Raw genomic sequence first — 20317 nt, forward strand, 5'->3', positions numbered from 1 at the left:
ACGTTCACAAAAAAGCTAGCCTATAAGAAATAATTTAAAAAAGTTTTAATCTAATCGTTTTTGCAGAGCAGCAACTCCCGGCATTTCATCGCCACTTAACCAATCTAAAAATGCTCCTCCACCAGTGGAAACATATGTAAAATCCTTATCGGTAAGGCCTGCAGCGCTTATTGCAGATAGACTATCGCCTCCCCCTATTATGCTGGTTAACTTTCCTTTGTGCGTTAAGTCACTTACGATTTTCATTACCCCTATTGTACCACTTGCAAAAGCTGAATGTTCAAAAACACCAATAGGTCCATTCCACAGCAGAGTCTTACTGCTTGCTATTATACTGCTTATTGTACTCAAAGTTTGTGGTCCGATATCCAAAATTATATCACCGTCCAAAATGGACTCAGTTCTTCTTGAAATACTAGTGCTGTAATCAGAGTTTACTGCAACCAGAACGTCTTCTGGCACAACTATTTTGCAATTGTTTTTATTTGCTGTTTCAACAATATTATGTAGAAGGTCGTCAACACCATTTTGAAAGAAAGATTTCCCTATATTTACTTTGCTAAATGACAAAAAATTATTGGCTATTGCACCACCTAGAACTAGGTAATCAACCTTTTCTGTTAGCTTCATAAGCACTTTTATTTTAGTTGATATTTTAGCTCCCCCAACTATCGCAGTAATAGGTTTAGCTTTAAATGATACAGCTTTTTCAAGATACTTTAGCTCATCTTGCAAGCAAAATCCCGCATAAGAAGGTAAAAATTCTGTAATGCGTGAAATAGAAGCGTGAGCTCTGTGAGAGCAAGAAAATGCATCATTTACATATATATCCGCTAGAGATGCTAGTTGTTTGGCAAAATTTGAGTCACTTTGCTCTTCCTCTTTATAAAATCTTAGATTCTCTAGTAATATTATATCTCCTGCATCCATAACACTTACTGCTCTTTGTACTTTTTCACCAAAGCAATCGTCAATGAATTTCACTTTTTTATTTAGTAACTGCGATAAAGTGTCAATTACATTTTTTAGCGACAGATTATTGTCTCTGGCCTTTGGGCGTCCAAAATGTGATATAATAATAATCTTTGCACTCGCATTCACTAAATACTGAATAGTAGGCAATGCTCTCAAAATACGAGTGACGTCACGAATTTCTCCATCTTTTATAGGAACATTGAAGTCAACTCTGAGTAAGACGGCTTTATTGTGAAGATCACAATTTTCTATACTAGGTATACTCATTGTAAAACTAAAGCTATAAAGTCACTATACAGCAGTTTGATCTAAAGTAAAGTTTTAAGCTTACGAACGTTTAAGGAAATTTGCATGCCAAACGCTTGACACTGGAACCTTATCGTCATGCCGCCACGAACCGTCATACCGCTGCGGCGCTAACAAGAGATCCCGCTAACACGTAGCGGGATGACGAATTACTTAACCATCATCTACACCGTCATACCGCGATTCATTCGCGGTATCTCAAAGCATAGATCCCGCTAACACGTAGCGGGATGACGAGGTCATGCCACCGCGCGAACCGTCATACCGCCACGAACCGTCATACCGCCGCAGACCGTCATACCGCGATTCATTCGCGGTATCTCTTAACATAGATCCCCTACTATACCTTAACATAGATCCCGCTAACACGTAGCGGGATGACGGTTGTCGTTTAGCTATAAATATTTAAGAAATTTACTAAATGAAAAAAAAGGCAAAAGAAGCCCTGAGGTTATTATCCGCTTTAAAATATTGGCGTTTTTTATGTTTTAAACGCTTGACAAGCGAGATTCAGCCGCTTTTAATTGCAACTAACCTACGCTGCAAATGTTTAAGAAATTTACTAAGCAGAAAAAAAGACAAAGAATCCCCGAGTTAGCTAGTCTTTTACTATCTCTGTCGAGTATTGGCATTTTTTGATGTCTTGTAACGCTTTATAAGCGCGTTCAGCTTATTTAGATAAAAATCTAGATGTAGATGAAGTTTTGTAAAGACATACAGTATCTATATACTGCAAAAAATTGAACATAAGACGCCGATACATTAAGTAATCCTTACCTTTTAATCTGCAGATTGGCGAAAGCAAATACAATAGCTTCAGTTTCATGATAAGGGCGCTGGCGAAGGGTGTCAAGTAAGTTTTTCGTTTAATCCGTTTCTTGATTTAGGTGCCCTTGACTTCCGGCTGGGTCGAATTTGTATAGCTACATTGTTGGTAAATCTAAATTGCTTTAATAATTTTGATTGAAAAATAGTTTTTCTATTATATAAATGCTACTTTAGAGTAATCAAAATGGAAGAAAATAAATATAGCCTAGGTTTAAGAGTTATCCATTGGTTGATGGCTGTTTTTATTATCGGTATGCTTTGCTCTGGACTTTATATGAAAAGCTTACCACTTAGCAATGAAATTAAGTTCAACATATACGCTATTCATAAGGCTTGCGGTATCACTATTCTTGGATTAATCATAGTACGCATATTTTTTCGCGTCTTTACTTATGTTCCACCACTTCCAGCAAATTTTTCTCGGTTTGTAATCAATATAAGTAAAGCAGTGCACTTTGGTTTGTATTCTTTAATGGTGCTAATGCCACTATCTGGCTATGTCATGTCTTCTGCTTCTGGCAAACAGATCAAATATTTTTTCCATATCCCTTTGTTGATTAATCAAAACAAAGATCTAGCTAACACGGCTAACGAGCTACATTCGATGCTTGCATATTTTATGGTACTCTTTATAATCTTACATATACTTGGCGCTTTGAAGCACACATTTATAGATAAGCAAAACATTTTTAAACGTATGATATAGGTTATATGTTAAGTAGCCTCTGGAAAAAAGGAACAGATTTTCTTGGCAGTGAGTTTGCTATAATGGGTGGTGCTATGAGCTGGGTTTCAGAGAGAAACTTGGTCTCAGCAATCTCAAACGCTGGTGGTTTTGGTGTGATTGCATGTGGTGCAATGTTCCCAGACTTACTGGAAAAAGAAATCATAGAGACACAAAAATTAACTAACAAGCCATTTGGTGTAAACCTAATTACTATGCACCCAAAGTTGAGTGAGTTGATAGATGTGTGTATTGAAACGAAAGTGAGCCATATAGTGCTTGCCGGTGGACTGCCAACAAAGCCTAATATAGAAAAAATCAAGGGTGCAGGCATTAAAGTTATGTGCTTTGCACCAGCATTAAGCCTTGCGAAAAGGTTAGTAAAAATGGGAGTAGATGCATTAATAATAGAAGGAATGGAAGCAGGTGGGCATATAGGTCCAGTGAGCACTTCTGTTCTTGCACAAGAGATATTGCCTCATTTTAAAAATGAACAAATACCAGTGTTTGTTGCAGGTGGAATAGGCAGAGGCGAAGTGATAGTTAATTACTTAGAAATGGGAGCAAGTGGCTGTCAAATAGGCACATTATTTGTCTGCACTAATGAGTCAATTGCCCACAAAAATTTTAAGGAAGTGTTTATTAAATCGGCCGCACGTAATGCAATACCTTCTGTACAGATAAGTGCTGATTTTCCTGTAATTCCTGTAAGAGCTATAGCCAACAAAGCAAGTGATGACTTCATGAAGCGTCAAAAAGAAGTTATTGATGAATACCAAAAGGGCCAGATCTCAAAAGAAGATGGGCAGCTTGAAATAGAAAAATTCTGGGCTGGAGCTTTAAGAAGAGCAGTAATTGATGGAGATGTTGAAACAGGATCTCTAATGGCTGGCCAAAGTGTTGGCATGGTTGATAGGGAAAAGCCTGTAAAAGAAGTAGTGAATATGTTAGTTCAACAAGCAAAGAATCATATTAATAGCAAATCTGTAGAAGTAGAAAGCCCAGAAAGCAAATAGTTAAGCGACCTTCCAATAAGCAAGTTGCCGCAATTATTTATAATATGGCATAATTGCCCAGTTTTAATGTAAAATTAACGCTAAAGAGGTATCTATACATTTTGTTATGTATGGAGGAGTCTATGCTAAGTTCTAAAAAAGATATTAACCAACAATTGCACGACACTATATACAAAAAGGTAACAAAAGAAAATCATAAATATGGAAGCCCACAAAAGGGAGATGGAGCTATCAAAAAATGCATAGAGTTGTTCAAGGAAGGAGCTAGTCCTGAGGTATTAACTGAATTAGAAAAATCGCTGAGAGAACAATTAGAAAAATCACCAGAAAAACAAGAGGAATATCAAAAACATTATAAGTATTATATCGAAAACTTTCTTCCTGCATTGAAAGATGAAGTAATAAAATCAGAAGAACTAGCTGTACCTACAGTATTTAACAATGAAAGAGAACAATCACAAAGACCACAAACAATAAGAGGAAAAATAGTAAAAACAATTTTGGATATTACTAACAGGAGCAGCAGTGTAAGCTCAATACCAAATGCTGTTGAAGAAAATATTGAAGATCAAATGCAGCTAAAACATATTGAAGAGCAAAACAACACACAAGAAACACCCTTGAATGTAGCTGAGAAAAAAAGTGGTGATAATAAAATACTTAGTAATTCAGATGTTGCAGAGGAAGTGTTTGAAAAATATAGCAAGGTTGTGAAAGAAATAGAGGAGAAGAAAACTTCTAAACTCAGTAGTGGCAATGACTCAGATAGTGGAATAGACTCACCTAGAACGAGTAAAGAAAGTTTGAAATCACCAGTAAGTAGCAGAAGGAGCAGTTTAACTTTAGTAACAAGCACTTCATCTGAGGAAAGTTTAAACTCAACATTGAGCTCTGTTGAAGGAGATAATGGCTTACAACCAGAGGGTGGAGAAAAAACTGAGTTATTAGAATCAAATTTGGAATCCCCAAAAGAAAACGAGACTCAAGTGCAGCCAGAGCAGACTGTAAAAAAAGAGCCAAAAATGCAAGAAAATGAAAACTCAGATGGTCAAGCAAATCCAGATCAAGTTAAGAAAGATATCCTACTTAAAAACCAACCCAATAACAGAAATCTTCACGTTGCACTTGTAGCAGGTTGTGCTCTCTCCACAATAGGGTGCATTGTTGCAGGAGCAATGACATCAGGATTGATAGGAGCAGGACTACTTGCTATGGTTGCAGTGCTTGCTATAGCAGCAGTAGCTGAATTGCATTCAAACTTCCTATCAAGTAAATTAACATCCATTAATGTGAGTCCTCTTGTTGATGATAAGAGCTTACAGCATGTTCACAGCGGTAAAAATTAAATATGTGTTACTTGTAGTGGATAAGTGAATTCAGTTCTTGCCTATTGATATAAAAGTTGTTATATTTGAGGAATGTTTAAAAGGTGTTTAGTTGATGCGCATTCAATTGAATAAAGTTTTGGTTTTTATAGCCTTATTAAGTTTCATTTTTGCATCATATTCTAGCGAAGCAAGTTCGGCGAGTGATGAATTAAAGGGTATACAAGAAACGGTAAAAAATTTTATTTCTTCATTTTCAGTTAAAGATACTGTAGAAAATATGAGTCCTTCAACAATCATAGGGTTGTGTATAGCTGCAGTGATACTTGCAGTAGTGTTCAGAGGTCTAATCTTTTTTATGATAATGTTTGGTGTACTGGTCCTGATGTTCGGTAGTACAGAAAAGGCAACAGACTACTTAAAAGAAAAATTTAACTTTGCAAAAGATATAAAATTACAATCCGATAGCGAAAAAAAAGATAAAAATTAAGATAGTATTTTTATCTTTTTTAATTATCTTTATTGAATACGCATATGCAGTTAAAAGTACCAACAGTTAACTCTAAGCTTAAAAAAAAGAACAACTTAGCATTACTAGAAAGCATTGATTTAGATTTTGTTCCTTATGCTTGTCATTACGATGAAGAAACCATACTAACAAAACAGGGAGAATTGTTAAAAATAATCAAGTTAGAAGATTATTCTTCTGTTGATAACTACAGCGACCTCAGAACTGAAATTAGAAAAAGCATATCAAAAAATATTAATAGCCTGTGTTTTACCGTTTGGATTCATACCGTTAGAAAGCGCAATAAACTGAGCTTGAAATGGAATAAAACTGAAGACTTCTCTGACAACCTACATTCAACGTGGTTTAATAAACTAACTGATAGTAAATTACAGTATATAAATGAACTATACATTGTAATATTGTTTAGCGATTTTGGCAAGCATACTAATAATTCGTTTTTTTTCAATAGAATAAAGAATAAGCATAAGTTGTCTTTACAAGAAAGCCATCAGGAGTTGCAAAAGATAACTGACGTAATTCAAAATGATTTAGGACCTTTTGGAGCTAAAAAACTGAGTCTAAGGTTTAGTGAAGGTAAAATATATTCTGAAATGATAGAATTTCTCCACTATATTGTTACATTAACGCACAAAGATTATCCAATACATGAAAGGGACCTGTCGCAATATATTAGAAATTTTAAAATAGCTTTTGGTTTCAATACGTTTCAAACAATATTTGAAAATCAACAGAAATTTGGCTCTATTTTCAGCATAAAAGAATACCGGGAAATCTCTTTAGGTAATATAGATAGATGCTTGCAGCTTGAATCTGAATTTATCATTACAGAAATAATGATATTTACTAGTAATAACAAAGCAATAAAAGAATTTAAAAAACAAATCAACATGCTGCAAATTAGTGAGGATAATACCTTACTTAAAAGCTCAGGAATTGAAGAAATAATAGAGCTTGAAAAGACCTCTAGTATAGACTTCTGCCAACAGAAAATTATTTTTACAATATTTGCAGATGATAGGAATAAGTTAGCTGAAAGTATTAGTGATTTATCTTCTATAATGTCATTAGTTGGCTTCATGATGTTTAGAACTGATTTACATATGGAAAGTCATTTTTGGGCACAACTTCCAGGCAATTTTGCTTTTATTACGCAACCGAAAAATATCTTAACAAAATACGCTTGCAGCTTTGCTATGCTGCACGATTTTACGTCAGGTACATTAAAAGGAAGAAGGTGGAAAGAAGCGGTAATGATTTTTTTCTCAAAAAAAGGAAATCCTTACTTCTTTAATTTTCATGGAAAAAGAAATAATGGCCATACTACGATACTCGGAGCTCCAAATTCAGGCAGAACTTCACTCATTAATTTTCTATTATCAGAATCAAGAAAGTTTAACCCAAGAATTGTCATATTGGATAACACTGGAAAATCAATAATTTTTACTAAAGCAGTGAGTGGTAAATATTACATAATCGATTCAAAATATAAGGACAAAAGCCTAAAATTTAATCCACTAAACATTGAAGATAGTGCTTCCAATCGCAATATGTTGGTTGAACTGATCAGAAGAATGGTAGCCGATACGAGCTTGGTGGACGTAGAAGAAAAGATAAGAAAAATTGTGGATTCTATATTTGCTATACCCAAGGAATCACGTTCTATTTCACAAATTTCTGAGGTGCTCTTGCTCCTTGGGGGTAAGATAAGTAGATGGTGTGACGATGGTGACTTTGCTTACTTATTTCAAGATGGTAATGAATCAGATATTGACTGGGAAACAAAAATTATATCTCTCAACACCGCAAACCTTACAAAACAAAAGGAATGTATGTCCGTGATACTTTACTATTTTTTATATTCTTTTGAGGCAAAATGTGATGGCTCGCCTGCAATACTTGTTTTGGATGAAGCATGGGAGATAAGTAATATTTTTCCTACAGAGAAAGAGTTTGATAACTGGATGCAAAGAATGACGGAACTAAATGTTGTAGTAATCCTAAGTACTGAAAATTTAAATCTCGCATTTGCTAGCAAATTTACTCAATATTTAGATAAACATGTTGATACAAGAATCTTGATGCCGAACGTCAATGCAAATAGATTATACATGAAAGCATTTTCTTTATCAAAAGAGGAGCTGAATATAATTCTGCAGACGCCAACGCAGGAAGGTTTATTTTTGATAAAACAGTATAAAGGATTAGTAACTTTAAATTTAGATTTAAAGAATATGCAAGAAATACATGTACTTTCAGCTAACAAAGAGACGATAAAGTATATGTACGAGGCAATAAAGGAAAAAGGAGAAGAAGTTAATGAGTGGTTACCGGTATTTTATGAGAAGTGTAAGGCTTAATTTCTTATTGATATTTTTTTTGATACTTGGTCTTTCGTATCAAGGATATGCTGATTGTCCAACATTTGTAGAAAGTAATACTTGGTTGGAAGCAATAGTTGGTGGAGATTGGGTAAAGGAAATTAAGGTGCAAGCAATAAAAGATCAAGGAGTTGATGGTTACTTTAATCCCAAAATTAGAGTATGTGCTTATGATGGACAAAGTTATTGTTATGACTTACAAAGTGGGGAATCCTGCCGCCAGATATATGGAACGCAAGGTACAGGAGCTGGAGTTTCTGCTGCAGCTTTTATCGACTGGGAAGGAGATAAAACAAAAGCTGGAGGAGAAATTGCTCGGGGTCTTAAATGGGAATGGGCAGACGGTGTTACTGATGAGGAAAAAAGAAGATTCGCTAACTCTCCTAAAATATGTGCTTGCAGTCAAAAAGGGGCTTGTATGTCAGGAATTTCTTCATGGGGTTCTAGAGTATTTTCGGGTGAGAATATTTTCCGTCCTGGGGAGATGGAAAAAGTCTGTGATACCTGCTACCAAACGGCAGTAAAATGTGCTCCTGTGCCACTTGCACCTAGCCCCCCTCCATTCTGTGAACAACTTGCGATGTCACCTCCACAAGTTAGAATTGTTCCTATAACAAATGAAGATAATGATTACTTCGATCCAAGAGTTGGGGTGATAATTAGCGGACTGGAGGAAAGAAAAGAGTTAGGTTTTCCACACGTTGTTTCAAATAATGAGAACATTCCAAATCACTCATATACTGTTACAGATAAGGATACTCACTATTACTTCAAAACCTATAGAAAAAAGGGCCAGCTCTGTGCTGAATACCTTGGAACTCAAAGTATAAATGAACAAAATCCACGGTTCGTCCGCTGTTTTCCTGCACCACCTGCTCCAGAACCTGAGATAGTGGAGATAGTAAATAAAAATACATTGAAAGTAGAAATGAAGATGAGTGAGAGCACTTGTGCTAAAGCACATGGAACCTATAGTAATGGTTCCTGTACTTTTAATGTTAATACTGACCTCAACCATCCTATAAACATTGGCCCCCTATCTTTAAAAGTAGTAAAACCAGCAATAGTAGCAAAAACAACTGATAGTAATATTGATAATATTATAGAAGGTATATTAGAAAGTAATCCGCAACAATTTAAAGTTCTGAAAGAATATGGCTATGTTCCTGATGTGCAAATTAAATGTTCTAAAGGCGGAAGTTTTTATAGTTTTAATGATTTTGAGAAAAAGTTAAAAGACAAATCTATTCAATGTGAATTTAATAACTCTGGGCAGCCGGAAATAGAAGTAAAGTATAAAGGAAATTCTAACAGTAAAATGCTTTGTCTTTCTGGATGGCAGCCAGAACCAGAGGAGTTTGTTCTTAAAAGAGAAAATAAAATAATACCACTAAAATTAATGGGAACAAGATATACTAAATACAATGCTGTTTACTCCAAGGAATCAAATCAGTTCTATTATCTTCCAAGCAAGGAAAATAAAAGAGCCGATCTCTTAAACAGAGATCAGAGTGAGTTAGATAAAATAATATTCAATAAACAAGGGTATGTTTTCTTCCCTGATGAAAATGAGCAGAAGAAGAGAGAATGCAGTTACTGTGTAAAAAGAAATGATGAGATAGACGATACATTTAAATCTAGTAAAGGACTGAAAGTAGTATACAAATTGACGGATGTAGAGCATAGAGAAAAATGTAATCAAGGTGATGATGGTTGTATCTGCTTTACTGGAACATGCAGCCGTTCAACACGATATGTAGACAAAGAAAACACTCAACCTTTTTATACAAAGATTTCACAAAATACAAATGGCGTTGTCACACAACAAGAAGCACCAATTAAAGCAAACAGAACGGAGGTCTTTTACGCTGATAAATTGTGTAGGTTCGATTTAGAAGGTCTCAAAGAGAAGTTAAAAGAGATAATCGAGAAACAACTGGAAAAAGAGAAACAAGAACCGGAAAAAAAGAGCGAAAAGTCCCATGTTTTTGGAAGTGGAGATTATGATGTGGATGGCTCACAAATAACATCTAGCCGTGTTGAAATAGAAGTGTGGGGATGTGGTGAAGCAGGTCACATAAAAGATACACCTTACACTTACACACCTAATTCCACTGAAAGTAGAGTAGGAATGCCAGGAGATTATATTAAAGCTGAATTGGAAATTGATCTTGATTATCCTATAATTAACATTAAAGTTGAACAGGGAGGAGGTAACAGGGAAAAGGAATATACAGATAAGGATGGGGGTCCTATTTTTATAAGAAAGTGTCGTTTAGGTAAACAAGAGTGCAAGGATTTAATCACTATGGGAGGCGGAGGCATCTATAAAATATATGAGTATAAGGATTATACCGAACCAATAATTGATGATAGTGTAAAATTAAAAGAAAAAACCACAACAACAGGATTGCGGGTTACTGAAGATAATAAAATAATATATATAGAAAATGGTGAAATCAAGCATGAAACAGTAAATTGTAGCAAGGGTTTTGGAAGCAGTAAACCTGGTGCAGGTGGTTGCATTGATAAAAGCAAAAGAATTTATGGTAAAGGCTCTGCAGGGCAGGTGAAGGTAACGCCTATTATAAAGGGATTTGACATAAACATAATAAATGATGCTATTGAAAAAATGATAGGAAATCGATATGATCCCGGGGAGGTTAGGGATTTTTCGAGGAGTGAGTTTGACACGAGTTTAACTAAGATGATTGAAGAGGAACTCAAAAAAGAATTGTTAAGGTAAAAAGATATAACTCTGAAAATTATGCTCTCGTTTTAATAATTAATTAAAGTAAAGCATGTAGTAAATGGTGTAATTGCTGTATCTTAACAAAAAGGTATAACGAATGTAAGGAGGGTACTTTATGTCTCTAAAGAATAAAATTTCTGAGCTAATAGAACAACAATTTAGCATTAAATACCATGACAATTATTTGGCTTACGCTATACATAAGTGGGCTGCAAGCGAAATATCTAATTCCATTGCTTTTTGCATAATTGGTTGTGGAAATTGCAAGATTGGATATCAAGATGCTGCAAATTCGTTCAACATAACAAAAGAAGAAATTGAACAAGGTAATATTGCAAGCATAGAAAGTAGAATAAAAAGTGAAGCTGAAAAATCAGGTAGCGAGTTTTCTGAGTTGATTTCTAGAGTGGATCAATCGCTAAGAGAACAAAGTGAAAAGTCTATTGTACAAATTTTAGATTCATCCGCTGAGGAGATGTTAAGGAGTTTCTGTGATAGCCCTGTACAGTCTCCAGAGCATGAAGAAGTCAGTGCCATCCTCTGCTTCACATGAAGAGCATGCTACAGAAGGCCTAGAAACTAGTGTTAATTCAGATCTTTTGTCAACCTAATCAACCCCATATATATGTTTTTTTTGTACCCATGCTTTGCGTTTTGGGGTAGAAAGAAAACACCACTCTTCGTTACACTTTTCTATTTTCATTACAACAAATTTGTCTATTTTTATAGTAATCTTGCTGTCTACACTCTGTTTTTGATATCCATAAGTATCTTCTTTTACAATCGCGTAGCGCTTATCACTAAGAAGATTGCCTTTTATCCATCCGCAGTCTTCATCTATATCGCAGACCTTTTTCCAACTCTCAAACTCTTCTATCACTTTCAGGGGCAGATTTTTGCAAGTGTATATCCATTTTACAGGATAGTGAAACCCTGGCCCCGTTCTCATGTTGATCTTATTTGATTTGGTTGAAACAAAGTTGTTAGCAAACAAGCTATGGCTAAATAATAAAAACAATAGGATAATAGTACTGAACCAAGATCCCAGTGTCACGCACTGGGATAACGTGAGGGATAGTGTAACAGACTTATTCATCATAATTCACGATTAGGTTGACATAAGATAAAGAGTAAATTAAAAATTGAATAGATCTTTAAATGCAAAATCAATGCCTATAGAAATATTAATGCCTGCTCTTTCACCGACAATGAGCAAAACTGGAGGAAAAATTGTAAAGTGGCATAAAAAAGAACAAGACAAAGTTGAAGTAGGCGACGTAATTGCTGAGATAGAGACTGATAAAGCCATAATGGAGTTTGAATCTGTAGATGAAGGAGTTGTAGCAAAAATTTTAGTAACAGAAGGAACAAGTGGCGTGCCTGTAAATCAACCAATAGCTTTAATGCTGGAAGAAGGGGAGGATGAAAATGCACTTAACAACTATACCTCAACTTCCATCAATAGTGCAGTTAAAAAGGAAGTGACAAAATGTGCTGTTGATAATCAAAAATCAGAACACCAAGATTTAAACGGAAAGCCAATAAGTCATTCTTCGGTGTCATTCCAGCGCGTGACGCTGGAATCCAACCTCTCAATGTCATCCCAGTGCTTGACACTGGGATCTAGAAAAGAAGAAGATACTAAGACAACAGAAGGTAGAATAAAAATAAGCCCATTAGCTAAGAAAATAGCTCAAAATGAAGGGGTTAATGTGCAGCAATTAAAAGGTACAGGACCATACGGTCGCATAATTAAGGCTGATGTGTTGGAGTTTTTAGGCAGTGGTATACATACTGAAAGTCCTGAGATAGTTGAAGTAAGCAACATACGCCAAGTGATAGCACAGCGCCTGACTGAATCCAAACAGAATGTTCCACATTTTTATTTAACTGTAGACTGCCAGGTTGATAAGTTAATATCGTTAAAAAACGAGATTAACTCAGCAGATGAAAACAATAAAGTAACAATCAATGACTTAATTATCAAAGCTGTGGCTTTTAGCATGAAAAAATTTCCTGATATAAATTCTTCGTGGATAGATAATAAAATACTTAAATACTCGAATGTAGATATCTCAATCGCTGTGGCACTTGAAGATGGGCTAATTACTCCTATAGTAAAAAATGCTGATAAAAAGGGTATTTTATCTATATCAAAAGAAGTGAAAGATTTAGTAAGCAGAGCAAGATCTGGAAAATTGAAACCTGAAGAGTTTCAAGGAGGAGGGTTTACTATCTCCAACTTAGGGATGTTTGGTATAAAAGCCTTCAGTGCTATAATCAATCCGCCGCAATCTTGCATTATGGCAGTTGGTGCATCTAAAAAACAACCAATTGTTATGAATGAGAAAATAGAAACAGCAGAAATAATGACAGTAACGTTCTCTGTTGACCATAGAGCAGTTGATGGGGCACTCGGAGCAAAGTTTTTAAATGCCTTTAAGCATTATATAGAGAATCCTCTGGTGATGCTTATTGAAACTGCGGTAATCTATTAGCATTGTTATTACAAAATTAATACCTCTAAGTTTATACTTTTATTAGTTAATAGGTTTAGAGGTAAAAAAATGAATACTACAGTAGAAAAAAATAATCCAAAAATTTTTCCTCAAAATGAAGGAAAGATTAACTCAAAAGGCATGGTTGCCCCACCTGTTCCTCCGAAATCTTCCCAAGCTAAATTTGCTGGAATAAAAGCAATTTTTGAGCGAAATGTACCTCATTCTCAAGCAAATGATAGTAATGAAACAGTGAGTAGCAATCTTGGAAGAACATTTGGCCCAACAATGCAAAAACTCATGGAAGACAACATTCATAGCACTCCTAACAAACAACGCCGCAATTCAGGGGATAGTGGTATCAGTGATATTAGTAGCAGCACTTCTGATGATGAGGATAGAACAATAAAAGATAAAATGATGGAAAATGTTAAGCAGGATAACCATCAAAAAAGCTTTGATTTACATAAAGTACAAGCAACTGATGAATTAGAAACCGTAAAATTTCTCAAAACGCTAAGCAAGAAAGAAAGAGAAAAACTTGGTTTTTCTCCTAAACAGCAAAATAACCAAAAGGTTGAGACTAGCAAAAAAACTTATAATCCACTTGATTGGAATCCAATCTATCAAGGTAAAAAGCTCTTTAGCTTAGGCAATATGTCGAGTAATTCGTCTTCATGTAGTGAAAAAAGCAATATTTCAGATGTAAGCGATAAGTCTAATAATTCAAACATTGTTAGATGTAATATTACTAGGAGTAACAGTAAGGAAGACCTTCGTAAACCTGATGCTTCACATAATGACAAATCTGCAGGTAAAAAATTATCTAATGTCAATGTAAGCGAATTAATCAGAAAGTTTGAACAAGGTAATGACATAGTAAAAGGGCGTTAATCAAATGTTACCCTATCTTTGTATATGTGAAGGTAGGGTATCTTTTCAAAATAGTATATCCTTTATAGCTTTGTTAATTTTTGACTCCCTCTCTGCAAAAGCAGTTTCTAGAGAGGTTTTAAGTTTTTCCCATTCTTCTTGACCATTTAGAACTAAAGATTTATATTCATTTTCAATTTTTTCCAATGCTCTTTGATATGAAAAACCTAATTCCTCATATATATCAATATTTATCGATTGCAGTATTACCAAAAATGAAAACAAATTCGGATCAGGTAATTCTTCTCTTGTGTGATTCAGAAGACACAGCTTTATTTTTTTTACGCAGTATTCTATTGTTTTTAACGATAGTGACAGGCTTTCTGCATAAAATATAAAACTATCTACAATCAAATTTTTTGACTTTTTCGGTAATTTAATATTTTCAAATAGTTCTTTTGTAAATTTTTCTATCGGTTGTTTTGGCAAATGTAAAGAGAGATCAGTAAAAGATTTTAGGTCAAAATTTGGTCCAAGTATTGTGCTGATTGCTCTTTGTACATTACTCTTATCTTTACTTACAGGAATAATGAAAACCAGCCCCTCCACATCAAGCATATACTTTATAGATTCCAAAAAATCGACAACGAATTTAGGACGGCACACATCAAGATTATCCACCATTATATAAATGTTTTTGTCTTTTCTGATTTTATTAACCACATCCGCTAACTGTGTTTTAAAATCTCTAGTACTCTCTTTTCTTCTTTGGAGAAGACTTAATTCACTCAAGACAAAACCTATGTCTTTTTTATCAGCCTCTTTTGCAGCATCAAGAAATACTGAAAGCATAGCAAGTGGAGATTTACTGATCAGCTTTCCTAGTGTGTTTAGAGAAAATAGCTCTTGGTTTATGTTCTTGAACTGTTGTATAACACTTCTTTTTACTTTATACGATACAAATAAATCTTCAAATAGGAAATTTAAAAAAGAAGGCAGTGGTTGGTCCAATGCATTGATATCCCATGCACTATAATAAGCTGCAATTTCATTTTGCTGTTTTAACTCTTTTACCCATTCTTTCAAAAAAAACGTCTTGCCCCATCCATCATATCCTTCCAAAGATATTATTGTAAAAGACTGATCAATTGTTTTAATTATATTGTTAAATTTACCTGAAAATTGCTTATAGTTTAGACGGTCATTTTCCCAAGCCACCACTTTAAGTGGTGGCGCTATTTCTTTCTTTTTGAATGTTATTAGCGATATAAGTTTTTTTAAGCACATGTCTTATTTTATATTTAACTCATATTCTTGTCTTGAAGTAAGTGCTATCCTCAGCGTTCCTTCATCAAGATAGTCAATTTCTCCGCCCATTGGTATGCCGCAAGCAAGACGTGATATTTTCACATCCAAATTTTTTAGCAATTCAATTATATATTGTGCAGTAACTTGACCCTCTAATGTCGGATTAATTGCGATAATTATCTCTTCAATTTTAGACTCTGTCACTCTTTTCAGAATAGTATCAAGGTTGAGTTCTTTTGGACCTATGCCATTTATCGCAGACAATCTGCCCCCCAAAACATGGTATAAACCTGAATATATATTTCCTTTTTCAAACGCCCATAAATCACCCAATTCTTCTACTACACACAGTAACTTAGTGTCACGTTTTGGGTTAGTACAAATAGAACAAGGTGATTTAGTATCTAGATTTCCGCAAACTTCACACTCTATTATAAGATCTGCTAGCTCTTTAATCAAAGATGCAAGTGGTAGCATAACTTTTTCTTTGTTTTGGAGTAAATGTATAACTAACCTGCGTGATGATGATGGCCCTAAACTTGGCAATTTAGAGAAAGCATGAACTAGATTCTTTATGTTAACGTTCATTCAATAAATTCAGAATAGGCAGTCAAATGGTAACATCAAACCCTTTGTAAAGAAAGTGGTAAGTTTCTCTTGATCCACTTTGATTAGCTATAGAAAAAATTTTTTACTCTAACGCAAAAAATTACTTCCGCACACTTAAAGCCTGATTATAATAGACTTCTTGCATAACCCAAACTAAGTAGAAAAAGGTATCATCCGAGTAGCTCTCCTTTGTCATCCCAGTGCCCAGACACTGGGATCCAGGAATTTTATTAAGTTTGTAAGCATAAAAGTATAGCTAACGTGAGCTCTACGTCATACTGCCGCGAACCGTCATACCGCGATTCATTCGCGGTATCTCGGCCGCTAACAAGTAGCGGGATGACGGTTGTCAGGCTAGCTGTCATCCCAGTGCCCAGACACTGGGATGACAAAAAAAGGAGCACTGGAATGACAGCAATCTACGTCATACCGCGATTCATTCGCGGTATCTCAGCCGCTAACAAGAGATCCCGCTAACAAGCAGCGGGATGACGGTTGTCGTTTAGCCATAAACATTAAGAAATTTACCAAATAAAAAAAAAGGCAAAAGAAGCCCTGGGGTTATTATCCGCTTTAAAATATTGGCGTTTTTTATGTTTTAAACGCTTGACAAGCAAGATTAAGCTGCTTTTAATTGCAACTAACTTACGCTGCAAATGTTTAAGAAATTTACTAAGCAGAAAAAAAGACAAAGAATCCCCGAGTTAGCTAGTCTTTTACTATCTCTGTCGAGTATTGGCATTTTTTGATGTCTTGTAACGCTTTATAAGCGCGTTCAGCTTATTTAGATAAAAATCTAGATGTAGATGAAGTTTTGTAAAGACATACAGTATCTATATACTGCAAAAAATTGAACATAAGACGCCGATACATTAAGTAATCCTTACCTTTTAATCTGCAGATTGGCGAAAGCAAATACAATAGCTTCACTATCATGATAAGGGGGCTGGCGGAGGGTGTCAAGCAAGTTTTTTCGTTTCTATGTTGTCAGCTACTTGGATGACGCCAATCTGAGTTGACTACACCAACTCACATTCAGCAAAAAAGAAAGCTATCTCCTTACGAGCATTTTCTAGACTATCTGAGCCGTGAACTCTATTTTCACTAATATCATCAGCAAAATCACCCCTGATTGTGCCTTTATCTGCCTGCTTTGGATCGGTAGCTCCCATGATTTGTCTGTATTTACTTACTGCATTTTCACCAACTAAAACTTGAACTACCACAGAACCAGAGGTCATAAACTCTACTAATTCCCCAAAAAAAGGCCTATCTTTATGAATTTCATAAAACAGCTCTGCTTGTTTTTTTGTTAGTAACATCATTTTTTGTGCTGTGATTTTCAGCCCAGATTGTTCGATGTAGGAATTTATATTGCCTGTAATATTATTTTTTACTGCATCAGGTTTTAATATCGAAAGTGTCTTCTCAATTGCCATATTATTCCCTTATATAAGATTGTATATTTATGGATTCATTTTATTGCAAATTTTGATTTGATAAAAGTAGTTTTTTATTTATAGTTAAGAATAAACCATCAAGGAGGTATTGTATGGGTGAATGTTGTAAAAATAACACTACTAAACAAGCTGAGCCTACCACTAAAAAACAAGCTAAATCTACTACTAAAAAATTAGTAAGTAACTTTAAGTCATCACTTTTTTGTGGAACAAAAGGATTTTTAACTTTTAATTTGGCCTTTTTAAGCTTTTTGGAATATAGCTTACATCATAATACAGAATTAAAAAAAGGTGCTGCTTTTGCAATGAAAAGAAACACTATTCCATTTCTTGAAATGGCTATCATAGTGCCATTTGTTTGTTTTGCACTGCCAGCTATGCTAGGCAGTATGAGCCTCATGCAATGCGCACTTTTATGTGCTTCCTTAATGATTGCCACATGTTTTATTGTCAGAACTTTTCATCTGCGTGAGAAGTTAATGGAAAAAATCACTAACCATAGTAGAAAAGAAATAGACGCGGAATTTAAGAAAGATACTATAAAATTTCCTATCTTTGATCAAAATAGAAAACACACCGAGTATAATTCGCCTAACTCAGGGCGACTACTGGATGAAACAAGTAGCACCTCTCTTTTCGTTAAAGTTTTACTTTTTCCCCTCAAGGTTCTTCTGAATGTCCTGCAAAGTTGTATAATGCTATCTTTAGCTGCTGTTGAACTTCTTGAAACGGTACCAAGTCTTTTTGTCGATACATTTTTCGATTGGAACTTCACATCTACCAAGAGTAACCTGAAGAGATCAGGCCACTTATTGTATGCCAGTGTAAGAAATTTAGTGCCTATAACTAAATTTGATGAGTGTGTAGCTAATTTTATAGGCACCCCAGAAGTAACTTGTTGTAGTAGTGCGTAGGTGAAAAAGGCAGTTATCTTATTTAATCTTGGCGGGCCTGATTCACTAAATGCGGTCCGTCCTTTTTTATTCAACCTTTTTTATGACAGGAGAATAATCAATCTACCGAATCCCTTTCGGTTTCTTTTAGCAAAGTTTATATCTGCGAAACGAGAAAATACTGCACGAAAAATATACGAGGAAATTGGAGGTAAATCGCCAATTCTAGAGAATACAAAAATGCAAGCTAATGCTTCAGAACTAAAATTAAACGAAAATAGAAACCATGTACACAAGGTATTCATCTGCATGCGCTATTGGCGTCCATTTGCTGACGAAGTTATTGAAAGTGTAAAACAGTTTGATCCTGACGAAGTAATTCTGCTGCCACTGTATCCACAATATTCAACTACCACAACTCTGTCATCCATCGAGAATTGGCAAAAAAATGCTAAACGGTATGGCCTAAAATGCAATACAAAAATGATTCACCGTTATTATGATAACCAAGATTTTATTGAAGCTCACACTAATCTGATAGCTAAGTACTATAAATTGGCTAGAAAAATCGGTAAACCAAGAGTCCTATTTTCAGCCCATAGCTTACCTCTTAGTATCATTAAAAAGGGCGACCCTTACGCTTCACAGGTAGAAAGAAGCGTAGAGTTAATAGTAGAAAAGTTAGCTATCAATAACTTAGATTGGTCAATATGTTATCAGAGTAAGATTGGTCCTGTAAAATGGCTAGAGCCAAGCACTGAAAGTGAGCTATTACGCGCAAAAGCTGATGGTGTACCTGTAGTTCTATCACCTATATCTTTTGTTTCTGAGCATTCAGAAACTCTAGTTGAACTTGATATAGAATATAAAGCAATTATCAAGGATGGATATTACTTTCGTGTGCCAACTCTCAGTACCGATCCCTTGTTTATAAAATGCTTAGCCGATTTGTGCATAAATCTCCCTTAAAGTCCTGATTCATAGGGCTTTTCTTTTAGGATTTTATGTGATAGAATAACAGGAAGTTATTAACTATTTCATGCCAAACAAGCTAAAAAAGAAATCTAACATACTCGCACAAAGGGTGCATGATATTTATGATCATGATTTCAGGAAGGTAATCTGCATCACAACAGGTTTAACAGCCCTATTGTGTAAGATTTCACTGCAATTTTGCTGCGAGTTCATTGACAATAATAGATCCAATATCTTTCTTATACGGAATGTTGCTCGACTAGTAAAGTTTCCGACATCTATTCTATACATTGCCCATTCTGCATTTACTCTACAGGATCTAATTAAGGATTACAGAAACCCTGAGAGTAAAAAAGAGCTGGCAAAAATTGTGGGTAAATCGGCTAATCTTGCAAGCAGCACCATAGAAGCGCTAATGATGTTGAAAATCATCCATTTTTGCACTGGAAGCAATACAGACATAATAAGTTATATTAACTTAACCTCAACGATCCTATTTTTGTTCATTTCAGAACCTATAAGCTATTATTATACATGCAAGGAATATCTGGATAATAAGGATCCTGAAAAGTCTGCTGAGTGTAAGAAGGACCTTATTATTAGCACATTAACTTTGTCGTTAGGTTTATTAAACTTCATATTAAGAAGGATAGAGACTCCAACTATACCAATAAACTTAGGTAATGGTATAATCTATAATTTCAACTTAAGCGTAACAGTCAGCATAATATATAGTGCAGTATTTCTTGCAGTTCAGCTTGACAAATTGTTTCAACAACCTGTCAATGATGATCCTTCCACTGAACTTGATGATGTTCATAATATAAACGGTCATTCTAATGACAGCACTGTAGAGGTATAAGAA

17 protein-coding genes are annotated in these 20317 nt (G+C 34.9%); 12 read left to right on the forward strand and 5 right to left on the reverse strand.

Annotation, left to right across the window (positions count from 1 at the left end; all coding sequences use genetic code 11):
* Window positions 1–45: 45 nt before the first annotated feature.
* Window positions 46–1242, reverse strand: a complete 1197-nt coding sequence (locus tag AAGD59_RS00650; RefSeq protein ID WP_015589416.1) for a phosphoglycerate kinase — start codon at window positions 1240–1242, stop codon at window positions 46–48.
* Between the two features lie 1051 nt (window positions 1243–2293).
* Between AAGD59_RS00650 and AAGD59_RS00655 the strand changes: the two genes are divergently transcribed.
* The 7 genes from AAGD59_RS00655 to AAGD59_RS00685 all read left to right on the forward strand — a co-directional run bounded on the left by AAGD59_RS00655 (window position 2294) and on the right by AAGD59_RS00685 (window position 11389).
* The gene (locus AAGD59_RS00655) at window positions 2294–2815 is read left to right on the forward strand and encodes a cytochrome b (RefSeq protein WP_265027904.1); all 522 of its coding nucleotides are present in this window, start codon (window positions 2294–2296) and stop codon (window positions 2813–2815) included.
* A gap of 5 nt (window positions 2816–2820) precedes the next feature.
* Window positions 2821–3849, forward strand: coding sequence for an NAD(P)H-dependent flavin oxidoreductase (locus AAGD59_RS00660; RefSeq protein ID WP_015589418.1), 1029 nt, complete (start codon window positions 2821–2823; stop codon window positions 3847–3849).
* 122 nt (window positions 3850–3971) lie between these two features.
* Window positions 3972–5195 carry a hypothetical protein gene (locus AAGD59_RS00665; protein ID WP_265027905.1) on the forward strand — a complete coding sequence of 408 codons (1224 nt, stop codon included), beginning with the start codon at window positions 3972–3974 and terminating at the stop codon, window positions 5193–5195.
* Window positions 5196–5289: 94 nt separating this feature from the next.
* Window positions 5290–5664 carry a hypothetical protein gene (locus AAGD59_RS00670; protein ID WP_022626145.1) on the forward strand — a complete coding sequence of 125 codons (375 nt, stop codon included), beginning with the start codon at window positions 5290–5292 and terminating at the stop codon, window positions 5662–5664.
* A gap of 44 nt (window positions 5665–5708) precedes the next feature.
* A complete protein-coding gene (locus AAGD59_RS00675) occupies window positions 5709–8063 on the forward strand; it encodes a type VI secretion protein (protein ID WP_265027906.1) in 2355 nt (784 codons plus the stop codon).
* Window positions 8044–10830, forward strand: coding sequence for a hypothetical protein (locus AAGD59_RS00680; protein WP_265027907.1), 2787 nt, complete (start codon window positions 8044–8046; stop codon window positions 10828–10830). The genes AAGD59_RS00675 and AAGD59_RS00680 overlap by 20 nt, the downstream gene beginning before the upstream one ends.
* A 121-nt stretch (window positions 10831–10951) precedes the next feature.
* Entirely contained in the window at window positions 10952–11389 is a 438-nt protein-coding gene (locus AAGD59_RS00685) for a hypothetical protein (RefSeq protein WP_265027908.1), read from the forward strand.
* Between the two features lie 54 nt (window positions 11390–11443).
* On the opposite strand, the gene AAGD59_RS00690 is transcribed toward AAGD59_RS00685, so the two are convergent.
* Window positions 11444–11935 carry an SH3 domain-containing protein gene (locus tag AAGD59_RS00690; protein ID WP_015589424.1) on the reverse strand — a complete coding sequence of 164 codons (492 nt, stop codon included), beginning with the start codon at window positions 11933–11935 and terminating at the stop codon, window positions 11444–11446.
* 70 nt (window positions 11936–12005) lie between these two features.
* On the opposite strand from AAGD59_RS00690, the gene AAGD59_RS00695 reads away from it, so the two are divergent.
* Window positions 12006–13334 (forward strand): pyruvate dehydrogenase complex dihydrolipoamide acetyltransferase, encoded by a 1329-nt coding sequence (locus AAGD59_RS00695; protein WP_265028054.1) that lies wholly within the window; start codon window positions 12006–12008, stop codon window positions 13332–13334.
* A gap of 69 nt (window positions 13335–13403) precedes the next feature.
* Window positions 13404–14228, forward strand: coding sequence for a hypothetical protein (locus AAGD59_RS00700; protein ID WP_015589426.1), 825 nt, complete (start codon window positions 13404–13406; stop codon window positions 14226–14228).
* A 45-nt stretch (window positions 14229–14273) separates the two neighbouring features.
* Here the strand turns inward: AAGD59_RS00700 and AAGD59_RS00705 are convergent, their stop codons facing one another.
* The 3 genes from AAGD59_RS00705 to ndk all read right to left on the reverse strand — a co-directional run bounded on the left by AAGD59_RS00705 (window position 14274) and on the right by ndk (window position 17563).
* Entirely contained in the window at window positions 14274–15494 is a 1221-nt protein-coding gene (locus AAGD59_RS00705) for a P-loop NTPase fold protein (RefSeq protein ID WP_015589427.1), read from the reverse strand.
* Window positions 15495–15497: 3 nt separating this feature from the next.
* Window positions 15498–16103 carry a recombination mediator RecR gene (gene recR, locus AAGD59_RS00710; protein ID WP_010963080.1) on the reverse strand — a complete coding sequence of 202 codons (606 nt, stop codon included), beginning with the start codon at window positions 16101–16103 and terminating at the stop codon, window positions 15498–15500.
* Window positions 16104–17143: 1040 nt separating this feature from the next.
* Entirely contained in the window at window positions 17144–17563 is a 420-nt protein-coding gene (gene ndk, locus AAGD59_RS00715) for a nucleoside-diphosphate kinase (protein ID WP_015589428.1), read from the reverse strand.
* A gap of 113 nt (window positions 17564–17676) precedes the next feature.
* On the opposite strand from ndk, the gene AAGD59_RS00720 reads away from it, so the two are divergent.
* From AAGD59_RS00720 to AAGD59_RS00730, 3 genes are all read left to right on the forward strand, one after another.
* A complete protein-coding gene (locus AAGD59_RS00720; RefSeq protein WP_015589429.1) occupies window positions 17677–18498 on the forward strand; it encodes a hypothetical protein in 822 nt (273 codons plus the stop codon).
* Window positions 18499–19446 (forward strand): ferrochelatase, encoded by a 948-nt coding sequence (gene hemH / locus AAGD59_RS00725; protein ID WP_010082099.1) that lies wholly within the window; start codon window positions 18499–18501, stop codon window positions 19444–19446. It abuts the gene before it with no gap.
* Between the two features lie 70 nt (window positions 19447–19516).
* Window positions 19517–20314, forward strand: coding sequence for a hypothetical protein (locus tag AAGD59_RS00730; protein WP_006280195.1), 798 nt, complete (start codon window positions 19517–19519; stop codon window positions 20312–20314).
* Window positions 20315–20317 lie beyond the last annotated feature (3 nt).

It is taken from the genome of Wolbachia endosymbiont (group A) of Cephus spinipes, from assembly GCF_964026895.1.
In the GTDB taxonomy this organism is placed as follows: domain Bacteria; phylum Pseudomonadota; class Alphaproteobacteria; order Rickettsiales; family Anaplasmataceae; genus Wolbachia; species Wolbachia pipientis.

What these genes read in the sequence shown, in the direction of transcription:
- AAGD59_RS00700 (WP_015589426.1), top strand. Translation starts at nt 13,404, where the DNA reads ATGAATACTACAGTAGAAAAAAATAATCCAAAAATTTTTCCTCAAAAT.
- AAGD59_RS00695 (WP_265028054.1), top strand. Translation starts at nt 12,006, where the DNA reads ATGCCTATAGAAATATTAATGCCTGCTCTTTCACCGACAATGAGCAAA.
- AAGD59_RS00685 (WP_265027908.1), top strand. Translation starts at nt 10,952, where the DNA reads ATGTCTCTAAAGAATAAAATTTCTGAGCTAATAGAACAACAATTTAGC.
- AAGD59_RS00680 (WP_265027907.1), top strand. Translation starts at nt 8,044, where the DNA reads ATGAGAAGTGTAAGGCTTAATTTCTTATTGATATTTTTTTTGATACTT.
- AAGD59_RS00655 (WP_265027904.1), top strand. Translation starts at nt 2,294, where the DNA reads ATGGAAGAAAATAAATATAGCCTAGGTTTAAGAGTTATCCATTGGTTG.
- AAGD59_RS00660 (WP_015589418.1), top strand. Translation starts at nt 2,821, where the DNA reads ATGTTAAGTAGCCTCTGGAAAAAAGGAACAGATTTTCTTGGCAGTGAG.
- AAGD59_RS00730 (WP_006280195.1), top strand. Translation starts at nt 19,517, where the DNA reads ATGCCAAACAAGCTAAAAAAGAAATCTAACATACTCGCACAAAGGGTG.
- AAGD59_RS00665 (WP_265027905.1), top strand. Translation starts at nt 3,972, where the DNA reads ATGCTAAGTTCTAAAAAAGATATTAACCAACAATTGCACGACACTATA.
- AAGD59_RS00675 (WP_265027906.1), top strand. Translation starts at nt 5,709, where the DNA reads ATGCAGTTAAAAGTACCAACAGTTAACTCTAAGCTTAAAAAAAAGAAC.
- AAGD59_RS00720 (WP_015589429.1), top strand. Translation starts at nt 17,677, where the DNA reads ATGGGTGAATGTTGTAAAAATAACACTACTAAACAAGCTGAGCCTACC.
- AAGD59_RS00690 (WP_015589424.1), bottom strand. Translation starts at nt 11,935, where the DNA reads ATGATGAATAAGTCTGTTACACTATCCCTCACGTTATCCCAGTGCGTG.
- AAGD59_RS00650 (WP_015589416.1), bottom strand. Translation starts at nt 1,242, where the DNA reads ATGAGTATACCTAGTATAGAAAATTGTGATCTTCACAATAAAGCCGTC.
- AAGD59_RS00705 (WP_015589427.1), bottom strand. Translation starts at nt 15,494, where the DNA reads ATGTGCTTAAAAAAACTTATATCGCTAATAACATTCAAAAAGAAAGAA.
- ndk (WP_015589428.1), bottom strand. Translation starts at nt 17,563, where the DNA reads ATGGCAATTGAGAAGACACTTTCGATATTAAAACCTGATGCAGTAAAA.
- AAGD59_RS00670 (WP_022626145.1), top strand. Translation starts at nt 5,290, where the DNA reads ATGCGCATTCAATTGAATAAAGTTTTGGTTTTTATAGCCTTATTAAGT.
- recR (WP_010963080.1), bottom strand. Translation starts at nt 16,103, where the DNA reads ATGAACGTTAACATAAAGAATCTAGTTCATGCTTTCTCTAAATTGCCA.